At 70.2% G+C, this 14,388-nt stretch carries 13 protein-coding genes; 6 read left to right on the forward strand and 7 right to left on the reverse strand.

Annotated features, from left to right (window positions below; genetic code table 11):
- The first annotated feature begins 61 nt into the window (after positions 1–61).
- Both AB7878_RS07755 and AB7878_RS07760 read left to right on the forward strand, forming a co-directional pair.
- The gene (locus AB7878_RS07755; protein ID WP_369493807.1) at positions 62–1,282 is read left to right on the forward strand and encodes a murein hydrolase activator EnvC family protein; all 1,221 of its coding nucleotides are present in this window, start codon (positions 62–64) and stop codon (positions 1,280–1,282) included.
- A 122-nt stretch (positions 1,283–1,404) separates the two neighbouring features.
- Positions 1,405–2,784, forward strand: coding sequence for a S41 family peptidase (locus tag AB7878_RS07760; protein ID WP_369493808.1), 1,380 nt, complete (start codon positions 1,405–1,407; stop codon positions 2,782–2,784).
- Positions 2,785–2,862: 78 nt separating this feature from the next.
- Here AB7878_RS07760 and AB7878_RS07765 read toward each other — a convergent pair whose 3' ends face one another.
- Positions 2,863–4,056, reverse strand: coding sequence for a class I SAM-dependent methyltransferase (locus tag AB7878_RS07765; RefSeq protein WP_369493809.1), 1,194 nt, complete (start codon positions 4,054–4,056; stop codon positions 2,863–2,865).
- Between the two features lie 160 nt (positions 4,057–4,216).
- Positions 4,217–6,412, reverse strand: a complete 2,196-nt coding sequence (locus AB7878_RS07770) for a TonB-dependent receptor (RefSeq protein ID WP_369493810.1) — start codon at positions 6,410–6,412, stop codon at positions 4,217–4,219.
- A gap of 199 nt (positions 6,413–6,611) precedes the next feature.
- Between AB7878_RS07770 and AB7878_RS07775 the strand changes: the two genes are divergently transcribed.
- On the forward strand, positions 6,612–7,295 hold the full coding sequence (locus AB7878_RS07775) for a hypothetical protein (RefSeq protein WP_369493811.1): 684 nt from the start codon (positions 6,612–6,614) through the stop codon (positions 7,293–7,295).
- A 57-nt stretch (positions 7,296–7,352) separates the two neighbouring features.
- Positions 7,353–8,099 carry a pteridine reductase gene (locus tag AB7878_RS07780; protein ID WP_369493812.1) on the forward strand — a complete coding sequence of 249 codons (747 nt, stop codon included), beginning with the start codon at positions 7,353–7,355 and terminating at the stop codon, positions 8,097–8,099.
- A 1-nt stretch (position 8,100) separates the two neighbouring features.
- Here AB7878_RS07780 and AB7878_RS07785 read toward each other — a convergent pair whose 3' ends face one another.
- The 3 genes from AB7878_RS07785 to folB all read right to left on the reverse strand — a co-directional run bounded on the left by AB7878_RS07785 (position 8,101) and on the right by folB (position 9,870).
- Positions 8,101–8,955, reverse strand: coding sequence for a DUF6159 family protein (locus AB7878_RS07785; RefSeq protein ID WP_369493813.1), 855 nt, complete (start codon positions 8,953–8,955; stop codon positions 8,101–8,103).
- Positions 8,956–9,025: 70 nt separating this feature from the next.
- Entirely contained in the window at positions 9,026–9,508 is a 483-nt protein-coding gene (gene folK / locus AB7878_RS07790) for a 2-amino-4-hydroxy-6-hydroxymethyldihydropteridine diphosphokinase (protein WP_369493814.1), read from the reverse strand.
- A 2-nt stretch (positions 9,509–9,510) separates the two neighbouring features.
- Positions 9,511–9,870, reverse strand: coding sequence for a dihydroneopterin aldolase (gene folB / locus AB7878_RS07795; protein ID WP_369493815.1), 360 nt, complete (start codon positions 9,868–9,870; stop codon positions 9,511–9,513).
- A 130-nt stretch (positions 9,871–10,000) separates the two neighbouring features.
- Here folB and AB7878_RS07800 point away from each other — a divergent pair, with 130 nt between their 5' ends.
- A complete protein-coding gene (locus tag AB7878_RS07800; protein WP_369493816.1) occupies positions 10,001–10,411 on the forward strand; it encodes an OsmC family protein in 411 nt (136 codons plus the stop codon).
- Between the two features lie 33 nt (positions 10,412–10,444).
- Entirely contained in the window at positions 10,445–11,839 is a 1,395-nt protein-coding gene (gene dbpA, locus AB7878_RS07805) for an ATP-dependent RNA helicase DbpA (protein WP_369493817.1), read from the forward strand.
- Between the two features lie 93 nt (positions 11,840–11,932).
- On the opposite strand, the gene pssA is transcribed toward dbpA, so the two are convergent.
- Positions 11,933–13,321: a CDP-diacylglycerol--serine O-phosphatidyltransferase gene (gene pssA / locus AB7878_RS07810; protein ID WP_369493818.1), complete on the reverse strand. Its 1,389-nt coding sequence runs from the start codon at positions 13,319–13,321 to the stop codon at positions 11,933–11,935.
- Between the two features lie 60 nt (positions 13,322–13,381).
- A complete protein-coding gene (locus AB7878_RS07815; protein ID WP_369493819.1) occupies positions 13,382–14,386 on the reverse strand; it encodes an HlyD family secretion protein in 1,005 nt (334 codons plus the stop codon).
- Between the last annotated feature and the right edge of the window lie 2 nt (positions 14,387–14,388).

Consider the following 14,388-nt stretch of genomic DNA (forward strand, 5'->3'; position numbering starts at 1 on the left):
GCATGAACGACCGGCCCGCGGGCGGCTCGCCGCCGTCCGCGGGCTCGGCGATAATCGGCCGATGCCCAGCCCCATCCGCGCCGCCCGCCTCCCCGCCCTCTCCGTCGTGGCATTGAGCGCCGCCCTCGTCGTGGCAAGCGCGCAGGCATGGCAGGACAGGAGCCAGACCGAGCAGGCCGCGGCGAAGCAGAAGCTGAGCAACGTGCATCAGGAAGTGCAGGCGCTGGGCAGGCAGCAGGCCGCCACGGCCGCCCGCCGCGACCAGCTCAATGCGGAACTCGCGAAGCAGACCACCGCGCTGGCCGCCGCCGCGCGCGCGTTGCGCGAGACCGACGCCGCGATCGCCGCCAAGCAGCAGCAGCTCGACCAGCTGCAGCAGCAGCGCGCTGAGCTGAAGCAGAAGCTGGCCGGTCAGAAGGCCGCGATCGCCGACCTGCTGCGCGCCAGCTATGCGCTGGGCCACGGCTCGGACCTGCGCCTGCTGCTGGACAACGAGGACGTGGGCCGCATCGCGCGGGCGCTGGTCTACTCGAAATACTTCCAGCAGGACCGCATGCAGAAGGTGCAGCAGCTGATGGCCAGCCTGGCCCAGCTGCAGACACTGGAGGCCCAGATCACCGCCGAGCAGCAAGCGCTGCAGGCCCAGCGCACCCAGCGCGAGCAGCAGAACCAGCAGCTGGGCAAGCAGCGCGCCGCGCAGCAGAAACTGGCCGCCACCACCGACGCCACCTACCAGGACCAGGCCCAGCGCCTGGCCGCGCTGAAGCAGGACGAACAGTCGCTCAACAGCCTGGTCGACAAGCTGCAGAAGCAGATCGACCAGGCGCTGCGCGAGGCCGCCGCCCGCGAGGCCGCGCGCCAGGCCGCGGCGAAAAAGCATGGCGGCAAGGCGCCGCCACCGATCGCGCTGGGTGGTGCCGGCGCCAACATCCGCGGCAACCTGCCCTGGCCGGCGGCGGGCGACGTGCACCGCTACGGCAACGGCGTGCTGATCCGCGCCAGCGGCGGCAGCGAGGTGCGCGCCGTGGCGAACGGCCGGGTGGTCTACGCCGGCTTCCTGCGCGGCTACGGCATGCTGCTGATCCTCAACCACGGCAACGGCTGGATGAGCATGTACGGCAACAACGAGGCGCTGCTGCACAACGTGGGCGATGCGGTCACCGCCGGTCAGGCCGTGGGCACCGCCGCGCCGCCCACCGGCATCAACACCGGCGTGTACTTCGAGCTGCGCCGCGACGGCCAGCCGGTCGACCCCCGCAGCTGGCTCGGCCAGCGCCATTGAGCCGACCGGGCCCGGCCAGCCGTTCAGCCAGCACCGTTGACGGCCGCCCGCCGTCGTCGCAGGCTGGCGGCGTGAAACCCGCTGCCGCGCGGCGGGTGCATCCCCTTCCCCGGAGTCGTTCCATGCGGTTTCCCATCTACAGCCTGTGCGCCCTGCTGCTGGCGGCGCCGTTCGTGCATGCGCAGAACGCACCGGCGCCGGCCGCGAGCGCGCCTGAACCACCCACCGAGCTGGCGCCTACCCACGTGCGCGCCAACGCGCCCGCCAAGGCCACCGACAACCAGGTCGACCTCGAGGACATCCGCCGCTTCAGCCGCGTCTACGACATCGTGCGTCAGGCCTACGTGGAACCGGTGGGCAACCACGCGCTGATGAAGGACGCGATCACCGGCATGCTCGCCGGGCTCGACCCGCACAGCGAATACCTCGACAAGGAAGGCCTGGCCCAGCTCGACGAGGACACCACCGGCCAATACAGCGGCCTCGGCATCGAGGTGCTGCAGCAGGACGGCGGCCTCTTGATCGTCACCCCGATCGACGACACGCCCGCCTCGCGCGCCGGCATCAAGCCCGGCGACAGCATCGTGAAGATCGACGGCACCCTGGTCGACCCGCAGAACGTGGACGACATGTTCAAGAAGCTGCGCGGCAAGCCCGGCAGCAAGATCACGCTGACCATCCTGCACAAGGGCAGCGACAACCCGGTGGACATGCACCTCACGCGCGAGAACATCGCGATCACCAGCGTCAAGGTGCGCCAACTCGAACCCGGCTACGACTACATCCGTATCACCCAGTTCCAGAGCGACACCGCCGCCGACCTCGAGCGCAAGCTGGCCGCGCTGATCGCCAAGGACGGCGCGCCGAAAGGCGCCGTGCTCGACCTGCGCAACAACCCCGGTGGCCTGCTCACCGCCGCGGTGTCGGTGAGCGACGACTTCCTGAACTCCGGCACCATCGTCACCACCCGTGGCCGCCTGGCCGACGCCAACATGAGCTTCAGCGCGCATCCGGGCGACCTGCTCGACGGCGCGCCGCTGGTGGTGCTGGTGAACCACGGTACCGCCTCCGCCGCCGAGATCGTCTCCGGCGCGCTGAAGGACAACCATCGCGCCCTGCTGATCGGCCAACGCACCTTCGGCAAGGGCGTGGTGCAGACCGTGCTGCCGCTGGACGCCGATCACGCGGTGAAGATCACCACCGCGCGCTACTACACGCCGAACGGCACCTCGATCCAGGCCGAAGGCATCCGGCCCGACATCCCGCTCGCCGACCTCAGCGTGCGCAAGGCCGACGTGGCGCCCGAGCTGATCAGCTCCGAGGCCGACCTGCCGAACCATCTCGCCAATGAGAACGCGAAGGCCGGCGGCAACATCAACGCCGACGGCAGCGCCGCCGAGGGCACGCTCGCCACCAGCGACTACGCGCTGGCGCAGGCGCTCAACGTGCTCAAGGGCATGGCGCTGGGGCGCGGGGCAGCGGCGACGCCGGCGGCGAAATAGGCAGCGATCCTCGACGACGCGGGTAGGAGCGGCTTCAGCCGCGATTCCCCCCTCGGCATGTCGCGGCTAAAGCCGCTCCTACAGCCTTCCGCCCTGGTCGGCGGCCAACAATTCCGCCGGCAGCGGCAGCACTTCAAGGCCGCGCGCGAACAGCATCGCCTGGAAACGCTCGCCCATCTGGTCGGGCAAGGTGAGCCGCCTCACTTCCTGCGCCAGCCGGTAGCGCGTCACCTCATCGGTGGCCGCGGCCTGGGCGGCCTCGAACGCCTCCTGCAGGCCGCTGGCGATCAGGAACTGCGCCTGCGGCAGGTAGGCGGCCACGCCGAAGCCGGCGCTGTTGCCGGCCTCGGCCAGCGCGGTGAAATCCACCGAGGCGGTGAGGTCGTTGAGGCCGGGCAGCCACAGCGGATCGGCGTGCGCGTGGTGGCGGTAATGCGCCATCAGCGTGCCGTCGCGGCGCTCGGGCTGGTAGAACTCGCGGCGCACGTAGCCATAGTCGATGAACAGCATCACGCCGGCTTCCAATGAGCCGGCCACCGCCTGCAGCCAGTACGGCAGCTGCGGCAGGATCTCGGTGCGGTAGCCGTCGGCGAAATCCGCGCCGAGGTCGCGTTCGACGTGGCGCACCGCGCCGGCCACCAGCGCATCGGCGGGGCGATCCACGCGCATCAGCCGGCCTTCGCCGTCCAGCGCCACGTGTTCCTCGTACACCTCGCCGCCCTTCATCGCGATGCGCGTGGCAGGCAGCGCGTCGATCACTTCGTTCGCGAACAGCACGCCGCGCCAGTCCTGCTCGGGCGGACGATCCAGCCATTCGACGCGCGCATGCAGTTCAACCGGCAGCGCGGCGGCGAGGCGCTCGCGCTGGCGCTCACGCAAGTCGGCGCTGGGTTCGAGGATCAGGTAACGGCGCGGCAGCACCCCGGACGCGGTAAAGGCCTTGAGTGCCGCCTCGGCGAACGCGCCGCTGCCGCCGCCCAGTTCGAGGAAATCCGCCTCGTCGCCCAGCGTGCCCAGCACGGGCGCGACGGCATTCACCACGCAGCGCGCGAACAGCTCGCCCAGCTCCGGCGCTGTGACGAAATCACCCGCCTCGCCGAACTTGGTCTTGCCCGCGCTGTAGTAGCCCAGCCCCGGCGCGTACAGGCTGCGCTCCATGAACTGCGCGAACGGCATCGGCCCGTGCACGGCGATCTGCTCGCGCAACTGGCGCAGCAGGCGGTCGGAATGCGCGCGCTCGTCGGCGGAAGGTTCGGGGAGTCGGGAGGCCATCGGGCTTGCCGGTAGTGAAAAGCGCGGCAAGCATAGCGGATGCGGCGAGCGCCGCATTCCACATTGCAGTGTGCGGGAGCGCACCCTGTGCGCGATGCTTTCCGTCACGTGGCGAAGAGCCATCGCGCACAGGTGCGCTCCTGCAGCAACCGCATTTCGCTCAGAAATCCTTCTGCAGGCTGAGGTACAGGCCGCGGCGCGGGCCGAACTGCGGGGCGCCCACGCCGATGCCGGTGCCGTCGCGCAGCTCGTAGGTGCGGTCCAGCGCATTGATCAGCGCCAGCTGGGTGTGCAGCTTGCCGAAGCGGTCGAACGCGAAGTCGTGCGACACGTTGAGGTTGAGCTGGAAGTAGGCCGGCAGGTGGGCGCCGTTCGGTACCGCGCCGTCCTTGCGCAGGCCGCTGCCGAACAGGTAGTCGGCGCCGACCCGGGTGCTGCCGGTCAGGGCGTAGCTGACGCCGCCCGACGAGGTGTAGGTCTGGTCGTGGTCGAGATGGATGTAGTTGTCGGCGATGTAGGCCAGGTCGTCCACCGCGAAGTTGTACTGGCTGGTGATCACCTGCTTGCCCATCGCCCGGTTGTAGGCAAGGTTGAAATAGGCCGACAGCGGGCCGGCGCTGTAGTTGGCGGTGAATTCCACGCCGCCGATGTGGCCGCGGTCGTAGTTGAAGGTCGAGTAGACCAGCGCGGCGCCGAACTGGCCCTCGTCCTGCAGGCGCTGCACCTCGCGGTAGTAGGTATCCAGGCCCAGCGTCCAGGCATCGCCGATGTTCTGCGAGACGCCCACGTCGAAGTAGTTCGCGCGCTCGCCCAGCGGCGTCGCGTTGCCGGGGTTGGACACCGCATTGGTGGTGCCGTCGAACTTCGCGATGTTGGCGGTGGTGATCATCTCCGTGGCCGGCGGCGTGAAGTAGCGCGAGTAGCCGGCGTGCACCGTGGTGCTGCCGGTGGCCTGCCACACCACGCCGAGGCGCGGGCTGAGCTGGCTTTCGGTATGGCCGGCCAGGCTGTAGGTGTCGCCGCGCAGGCCGTAGTTGACGGTCCAGTCCTGGCCGATGCTCCACTCGTCCTGGATGTAGCCGGACCAGGTCCTGGCCACGAGCCGGTTGTTGTCGACGATGTTGATCGGCGTGGTGCTGGTCTGGTTGCCCGCGGCGTCGGCCGGGAACACCCACGCGTCGTTGCCGCTGCCGGCATGCTCGAAGCTGCCGTAGACGCCGTAGCGCAGCGTGTTGCTGTCGCCCAGCGGCGTGGCGAAATCCGCCTGCAAGGTGCTGGCGCGGTTGTTGCGGCTCACCGCCGAGGCGACGCCGTTGAACATCAGGTCGCCGACCAGGTCCGGAGCGAAGGCCACGCTGGTGTAGCGCTGGCCCAGCGAGACCTGGTAATCGGTCGCACCCAGCTTGCCCTGCAGCGACAGCACGCCGAAGCGGGTGTTTTCACGCTGCTGCTCGTTGAGGTCGGCCGAATCGAAATCGGTGATGCCGAGGTAGCCGAATGCCGGCGTGGCGTCCGGCCGGTTCGGAACCTGGAAGCGGTTGTTCGCCACGCCGAACATGAAGGAGAGCCGCGTGTCGTTGTCGATCAGGTAGGAGATGTCGCCGAAGCCCTTCACCTGGTTGGTGTGGTCGTGGATCGGCGTGCGGCTGGCCGTGGGGTTCTCGATGCCCGTGTCGTTCTCGAGGTAATTGCCGGTGAGGTACCAGCTCCAGCGGTCGTTGCTGCCCCAGATCGAGGCATTCGGGTTCAGCGTGCCGAACGAGCCGGTGGTGACGCCCACGCTGCCGCCGTTGCCGAGGTCGTGGCCGCTCTTGGTGGTGATGTCCACCACCGCGGCGGTGCGCAGGCCGTACTGCGCAGGCAGCGCGCCGTCGAGCAGGCTCACGCTCTGGATCGTGCGCGCGTCCAGGGTCTGGCCGAAGCCGGAGATCGACTCCGGCACGATCACGCCGTTGATGCGGTACTGCAGGTTCGCGTGATCGCCGCGCACATGCAGGCCGCCGTAGGAGTCCTGCACCACGCCAGGCGCCTGCAGGATCACCTGGTTCACCGGGGTGGCCGCGCCCAGCGGCAGTTGCGCGATCGCCTTCTGGTCGATCACGTACTGGCTGGAGCCGGTGTCCGGCGACAGCGCGTTGCGCGCCTGGTCCAGCGCGGCCGTGACGCTGATCGTGCCGAGCTCGTGCACTTTCGGCGCGTGCCGGTTGCGGGTGTTGCCCAGGCCGTCGTCCGGCGCCGTGCTGCCGGTCGCGGTGGCAGTGAAGGCAGCGGCAGGTGTGGTGTCGGCGGAGTGCGCATGGATGGACACCAGGCACAACGCGGCGGCGAGGCTGAGGGCGAGCGGGAAAGGCTTCATGGGCAGGGATTCCAGGGGGCGGCAGCCCGGCGATGCGGCCGGGTTGATGTACGTAATGTTATAACATTACTAACATTGACCCAAGCCTACCCGGGCCACAAGTCATGGCTGCAACGTCACGGTCATTGATCCCGGCTTCATGCCAGCGGCCTAGACTTGCCTACTCGTGCGCGAAGCCAGCGCGCCCACGGAGTGCGCCATGAACCAGCGACACCCGCCCGAACCGGATCGCGCCGACGGTAGCCGCCAGGTTCCCGCCGTGATCGGCAAGCACGAGGAAGCGAACCGGGTCACCCAGGCGATCCTCGATTTCGTCAGCCATATCCCCCGCAGCAAGGTGGACGCCGCCGCCGACGCGAAGGTGCAGGCACGCGCGATCGCCGGCCGCGCCGCCCAGCGCGCCGCGCTCACCGCCGGCTCGCTGGCGCTGCCGCCGGGGCCGCTGGGCTGGCTCACCGTGCTGCCGGAACTGGTGGCGATCTGGAAGCTGCAGGCGCAGATGGTCAGCGACATCGCCGCCGCCTACGGCCGCCACGCCGAACTGGGCCGCGAGCAGATGCTGTACTGCCTGTTCCGCCACACCGCGGCGCAGGCCTTCCGCGACCTGGTGGTGCGCATGGGCGACCGCCTGCTGTTCCGCCGCATGTCGCAGACGGTGGTGGAGCGCATCGCCAGGCACCTGGGCGTGAAGCTCAGCCGCCGCGCGCTGGGGGAAGGCGTGTCGCGCTGGCTGCCGGTGATCGGCGCCCTGGGCGTGGGCGCCTACGCGTACTACGACACCGGACAGGTGGCCGCCACCGCGATCGAGCTGTTCGACGGCGGCATCGGCGACGCCGACGGCGGAACGACGACGGCAGTGGCACCGCCCTTGCCGCGCGGGTGACGCCACCGCGCCGTTCCGGCAAGCTGTCGGCATCCGCCGTCGCGCAGGAATCGCCGCATGTCGCCACGCCCCGAACGTCCCGTCGCCCTGGTCACCGGCGCCGGCCGGCGCGTGGGCGCGGTGATCGCGCGCACGCTGCACGCGGCCGGCTACGACCTCGCCCTGCACTGCCGCCGCTCGGTGGCGGAAGCCGAGGCGCTGGCCGCCGAGCTGGAGCGCGAGCGCGCCGACAGCACCCTGGTGCTGCAGGCCGAACTGGCCGATCCGCACGCGCTGCCCGCGCTGGTGGACACCACACTGGCCCGCTACGGCCGGCTCGACGCGCTGGTGAACAATGCGTCGGCCTTCCACCCCACGCCGGTGGGCAGCGCCACCGTGGCGCAGTGGAACGAGCTGTTCGCCTCGAACGCGCAGGCGCCGTTCTTCCTCGCCCAGGCCGCCACGCCCGCGCTGCGCGCCGCGCATGGTGCGATCGTGAACCTGGTGGACATCTACGCCGAGCGCCCGTTGGCGGACCATCCGATCTACTGCATGGCGAAGGCCGCGCTGGCGGCGATGACGCGCTCGCTCGCGCTCGACCTCGCCCCCGACATCCGCGTCAACGGCGTCGCGCCCGGCGCCGTGCTGTGGCCCAGCGACGGCAAGCCCTACGCCGACCAGCAGGCAATGCTCGCCCGCACGCCGCTGGCGCGCGCCGGCACGCCCGAAGACGTGGCCGGCGCGGTGCTCTGGCTGCTGCGCGGTGCGCCCTACGTGACCGGCCAGATCATCCGCGTGGATGGCGGGCGCACGTTGTCGACGTGAATCAACGCTTCGGACGGAACGCCGACTCCAGCAGCGCCTGGTCGAAGCCGCCGCCGGCCTCGCCTGCTTCCGCGTAGCGGTACAACGCCGCGGCGTAGATGCCTTGCAGGGTGGACTGCACCAGCCCCAGCAGCATGAAGCCGATCACCACCAGCACGATCACCGGTGCGATGACGGCGATCGACTGGGTGGCGATCGCGCCGAACACCAGCACCGCCGCCAGCACGGCCGCGAAGAAGAACACCAGGCCGAACACCACGCCCAAGCCCACGTTGCCGATCACGTTCTCGCCCCAGGTCTGCTTGAGCAGTTCCGCGCTGCGCTTCACCGCGTCGACCGGCCCCGTGCCCTCGCTGGCCAGCACCGGCACCACCAGGAAGGTGGCCACCGTCCACGCGAGGCCGAGCAGGCCCACCACGAAGCGGCCGATCAGACCCAGCCGCTCCTGCAGTGCGCGCAGGAACAGGCCCACCGTGGCCGCGATCAGCGCATAACCGAAGATGCTGCCCAGCCGCGAGCGCGCCAGCGCGAAGCCGTCGGCCAACCCGGCCGGTTCGCCGCGCAGGCGCGCCAATGCCACGCCGACCAGCGCCGTGTTGAAGAACACGATCACGAAGTACTGCGCCAGGTAGAACGCGAACAGCACCACGTAGTAGACCGACGCGAAGCGGCGGCCCTCGAAGTCGCCGCCGTGGTGGCCGATCATCGCCAGCACCACCGGCAGCAGGAAGCTCGCCGCCACCACGAGGCTGCACAGCCCCGACAGCAACGGAAACAGCAACAGCGACTTGTCCGAGCGCAGCACCCCCGCGCTCGCCTTCATCAATGCCCAGCTGCGGGCGAACTTGCCGGCCATGCCCCTGCCCTCCCTGCGATTGGAGCCGTCTTTCTAGCACCGCGCGCGGTACGGCGACAGTGCGGAAGGATCAGAGTGGCTCGACCGTCAACGGCTCGCATTCCGGCGGGAATGCCGCCCACAGCTCGGCCATCGTCTGCCCGCCGACGGGGTGGCGCGCCACGGGCGCGATGTCGGCCAGCGGCTTCAGCACGAAGGCGTGCCGGAGTTCCTTGCGCGGGATCTGCAGGTGGCCGGGGCCATCGATCACGCGCTCGTCGTACAGCACGATGTCCACGTCCAGCGTGCGGTCCGAATAGCGCGGCACGTCGCGGCGACGGCCGTGGCGGTCCTCCAGCGCGTGCAGCCAGTCGTTGAGCGCGATCGGTTCCAGTTCCGTGTCCAGTCCCACCGCAAGGTTCACGAAATCCGCGCCATCGAAGCCCACCGAGCGGCTGCGGTAGGCCGGCGACACAGTGATCGCGCCGAAGCGCGCGCGCAATTCATCCAGCGCAGCCTTGAGGTAGCGCTGCGGCTCGACGTTCGAGCCCAGGCTGAGGTAGACACGCGCCATGCTCACTGCGGCCGCGTGCCGCGCTCGATGCGCACACCCACCGCCTTCGCGCCGCGCACCGCGCCGGGCTTGGACAGCTTCAGCCGCACCCAGCTCACGCCGAATTCCTCGCGGATGATCGCGGCGCAGCGCTCGGCCAGCGTCTCCACCAGGCCGAAGCTGGAGGCGCCCACGTAGTCGATCAGCCGCTTCGACACGTCCTTGTAGTTCAGCGTGAGCGCGATGTCGTCGCCGGCGGCCGGCACGCGGTTGTCGAACGCCATCTCGATGTCGAACGCCAGCGTCTGGCGCACGCGGCGCTCCCAGTCGTAGATGCCGATCACGGCATCGATGCGCAGATCCTCGATGAAGACGATGTCCATGGCGGTGCACAGGCGGAACGGGGGCTGTACAGGGTCGACGAGTGCGTGCGCGGATGCAAGTCGGCCGGTTTCACGGCGGCGGCGGGCCAGCCGTGCTACACCACTCCACCGCACACCGAAGGAGCAACCGATGAGCACCACTCCCGCCGTCACGGCCACCATCGCCGACACGCCCTACGCCGTCCGTTTCCACGACGACCGTGGGCACACGTGGCTGGCCGACGAGCCGCAGACGCTCGGCGGCGGCGACAGCGGCCCGGACCCGCATCGGCTGCTGCTCTCCGCGCTGGGCGCCTGCACCTCGATCACGCTGAAGATGTACGCCGAGCGCAAGGGCTGGCCGCTGGAGGGCGTCGAGGTGGCGCTGGACTTCAACCCCGACGGCAAGCCGGAAGACGGCAGCAACCGGATCCGCCGACGCATCACCGTGCATGGCGCCCTGGACGAGGCGCAGCGCGAACGCCTGCTGCAGATCGCCAACGCCTGCCCGATCCACAAGGTGCTCACCGGCGAGATCCGCATCGATTCGGCGCTGGAATAGCCGGCGCGGCAGCGGCGCATGCGATCATGGCGCATGACCGCCTTCGCCACGCTCCCGCTCCAACCCTCCCTGCTCGCCAGCCTCGAAACCCTGGGCTATGCGGACATGACGCCCGTGCAGGAACAAAGCCTGCCGCCGATGCTGGCTGGCCGCGACGTGATCGCGCAGGCGCAGACCGGCAGCGGCAAGACGGCCGCGTTCGGGCTGGCCCTGCTGCAGGCGCTGCAGGTGGAAACGATCCGCCTGCAGGCGCTGGTGCTGTGCCCCACGCGCGAATTGGCCGACCAGGTCAGCAAGGCGATCCGCAAGCTGGCCGCGAACATCCCCAACGTGAAGCTGCTGACCTTGTGCGGCGGCATGCCGCTGGGGCCGCAGCTGGCCTCGCTCACGCACGATCCGCACATCGTGGTGGGCACGCCCGGCCGCGTGCAGGAACACCTGAAGCGCGGCAGCCTGCACGGCGGCGGCATCAAGGTGCTGGTACTGGACGAGGCCGACCGCATGCTGGACATGGGCTTTAGCGAGGCGATCGACGACATCGTGGGGCGCATCGCGAAGCACCACCAGACGCTGTTGTTCTCGGCCACTTACCCCGATGAGATCCGCGCCGTCAGCAAGCGTGTGCAGCAGGAGCCCGTCGAGATCACCGTGGAGGCGCCCGCCGAAGCGAAGCCCGCGATCGAGCAGCAGTTCATCGAAGTGGAGCCCGCGCACAAGCTCGACGCGCTGGCGCAGCTGCTGACCGGCGAGCGCGGGCCGGATTCAAAATGGGATGGCGCGCTGGTGTTCTGCAACATGCGCAAGGACGTGGACGCAGTGGCGCAGGAGCTGGACAGGCGCGGCTATTCCGCGCTGGCCCTGCACGGCGACATGGAACAGCGCGACCGCGACGAGGTGCTGGTGCGCTTCGCCAACAAGAGCTGCAACGTGCTGGTGGCCACCGACGTGGCTGCGCGCGGGCTCGACATCGCCGCGCTGCCGCTGGTGGTCAGCTTCGACATCGCGCACGATCCGGACACGCACACCCACCGCATCGGTCGCACCGGCCGCGCCGGCGAATCGGGCCTCGCCATCACCCTGTGCACGCCGCGCGAGCGGCCCAAGGCGGCGAACATCGAGGCGGCCATGGGCGCGCCCTTGCCGTGGCGCGCCTTGAAGCTCGCGCCGCCGCGCGGCAAGACGCTGAACCTCGCGCCGATGAAGACCCTGGTGATCGACGCCGGCCGCCAGGACAAGCTGCGCCCCGGCGACATCCTCGGCGCGCTCACCGGCGACGCCGGACTGGACGCGAACGACATCGGCAAGATCGACGTGTACGCCACCCGCGCCTACGTGGCGATCAGCCGCGCGCTGGCGAACAAGGCGCTGGAACGGCTGCGCGCGGGGCGCATCAAGGGGCGCAACTTCCGGGTGCGCGCGCTGGGTTGAGCGCCACCGGCCCTGGTTCCCGCCCGGAAAAGGCCGGAACGAAAAACGCCTGCCACCGCGGGCCGGACCAGTCCCGCCCGCAGGCGCCGGGCATCACAATAGCCAGTTGACCAGGCGATCCAGCCGCACCCGGCTCAGGCGGCGCAACAGGCGCCGCACTTCCGGCGGATAGTGCCGCGGGCTTTCCAGCGCGCGGTAGTCGGCGAGCCGCTCGGCGTGCCGGCGCAGCTCCGCCCACTCGGCTTCGTGCATCGCATGCAGGCGTCGCGCGGGGTCGCGCAGCAGCAGGCCGTTCTCCAGGTCCAGCGACCAGGCGCGCGGATTGAGGTTGTGGCCGGTGAGCAGGGCCGCGTGATCGTCGACCAGCAGGCCCTTCAGGTGGTAGCTGTTGCCGCCGTCGCGCCACAGCCACAGGTTCAGCTGGCCGCTGGCGATCTGCCGCGCATGCGCGCGGGCGAAGCGACGCAGGTTGTTCTCGTAGAGATACGGCAGCAGGCCGATCGTGGTGAACGGCTGGCCCGGCGGGATGTAGAAATCGTTGGCGGTCTTGTCGCCCACCATGATGTCGATGCGGCAGCCGCGCCGCAGCGCGTGACCCACCGCCGCGCGCACCGGCCGCGGCAGGTTGAAGTACGGCGTGAGCAGGATCACCCGCTCGCGCGCCTCCTGCAGCAGCGCCAGTACCGTGTCGTTGAGTGCGTTGCCGTTGCGGCCCAGGCCCAGCAGCGGCGTCACTGCCACCCCGTCGGCCGGCGGCGTCTCGTCGGGCACGGCATAGCTGGCTGACTGCAGCGACTGGTGCAACTCGCGGATCGCCGGCAGCAGCGCGCGGGTGGCCGGCGCCGTCGGCGTATCCAATCGCGGCACGGCCGCGTTGCCGGCGAACTGGCGCTCGACGAAGCCGGCCAGCGCATCGGCCAGCCCGCGATGGCGCAGCAGGTGGTAGCGATCCAGCCGGTAGCGGCCGTGCCGCGCGAGGTAGACGTCGTTGAGGCTGGCGCCGGTGTACAGCACGGCGTCATCGATCACCCAGCCCTTCAGGTGCAGCACGCCGAGCAGCTCGCGGCCCTGCACCGGCACGCCGCGGATCTCCACGCCGTCGCCCAGCCGACGCGCGAACTCGCGGTACATGCCCGCGTTGCCCTCGCTGTGCGCCTGGCCGATCAGGCCGCGACGCGCGCGATGCCAGTCCACGTACAGCGTGATGCGCAGCGCCGGCTGCCGTGCCTTCGCTGCGTACAGCGCTTCGAGCACCTCGCGGCCGCCATCGTCGTCCTGCAGGTACAGCGCCACGACCACGATGCGCCGCTCGGCCTCGGCGATCAGCTGCAGCAGGGTCTGGCGGAAGACGGCCGGATCGGGCAGCGCCGCGATCGCGTCGGCCGGCACGGCGAAGGCGGGCAGGCGCTCCGCCGCCGCGCCGCGGCGACGCGGCAGCAGGCGGCGGGCGAGTCGGCCCGGGGTGTCCATCAAGCGGTTCATGGTCGCGCATGATGGCAAATCACGCGCGGACTTGCCTATCCGCACGCAGCGGCACGCGGGTCATTTCGCGTGCGGCTGCACCTCGATCGTGGCGGTCATGCCGGCGGCCAGCACCATGCCCTTGGGCAACGCGGCGGTGTCGATCGCGATGCGCACCGGCACGCGCTGGGCCAGCCGCACCCAGTTGAAGGTGGGATTGACGTCGGCGAGCAGGTTCGCGCCGGTGGGGTTGTCGCTGTCGGTGATGCCGCGCGCGATGCCGGTGATCGTGCCCTTGAGGTGCACGCCGCCGGCCATCAGGCGGATGTCGACCGGATCGCCCACGCGCAGCTGCGGCAGCTTGGTTTCCTCGAAGTAGCCGTAGATGTAGTAGCTGTGGCTGTCGATCAGCGCCATGCGCGCGGCGCCGGCGGCGGCGTAGTCGCCCACGCGCACGTCGAGGTTGGTGACGTAGCCGTCCGCCGGTGCGCGCACTTCGGTGCGCTGGAGATTGAGCCGGGCCAGGTCCACCGCCACCTGCGCCTGCTGCACCGCCGCCAGCGCCTGCTGCGCGCCGGCGCTCGCCTGATTGTGCGAGGCCTGGGCCTGCTGCAGGCCGGCGCGCGCATTGTTCGCGGCGGCCACCGCGTTCTGCCGGTCCTCGACCGAGATCACGCTCTGCTCGGGCATCTGCAGGCGCCGCTGCGCCTGCGCCTCGAACATTTCGTACTCGGTCTTGCTGCCGGAAATCGCGGCCGCGGCGGCCGCGGCGCCGGCACCCGCCGCGCGGGCGCTGGCTTCGGCCGCGGCGAGGTTCGCCTCGGCCTGCTGCAGGGCGAGGATGTAGCGGTCGCGGTCGATCGTCATCAGCAGCTCGCCCTTGTGCACGAACTGGTTGTCGTGCACCGGCACCGTGGCGACCAGGCCGGCCACATCGGGCGCGATCTGCACCACGTCGGCGCGCACGCGGCCATCGCGGGTCCACGGCGAATACAGGTAGTGCTTCCACAGCGCGTGGCCGAGCACGGTGGCGGCGAGCACCACCACGGCGGTGAACAGGAAGCGCAACAGCGAAGTTTTGTTCATGG

This window comes from Rhodanobacter humi (assembly GCF_041107455.1).
Lineage (GTDB): Bacteria > Pseudomonadota > Gammaproteobacteria > Xanthomonadales > Rhodanobacteraceae > Rhodanobacter_A.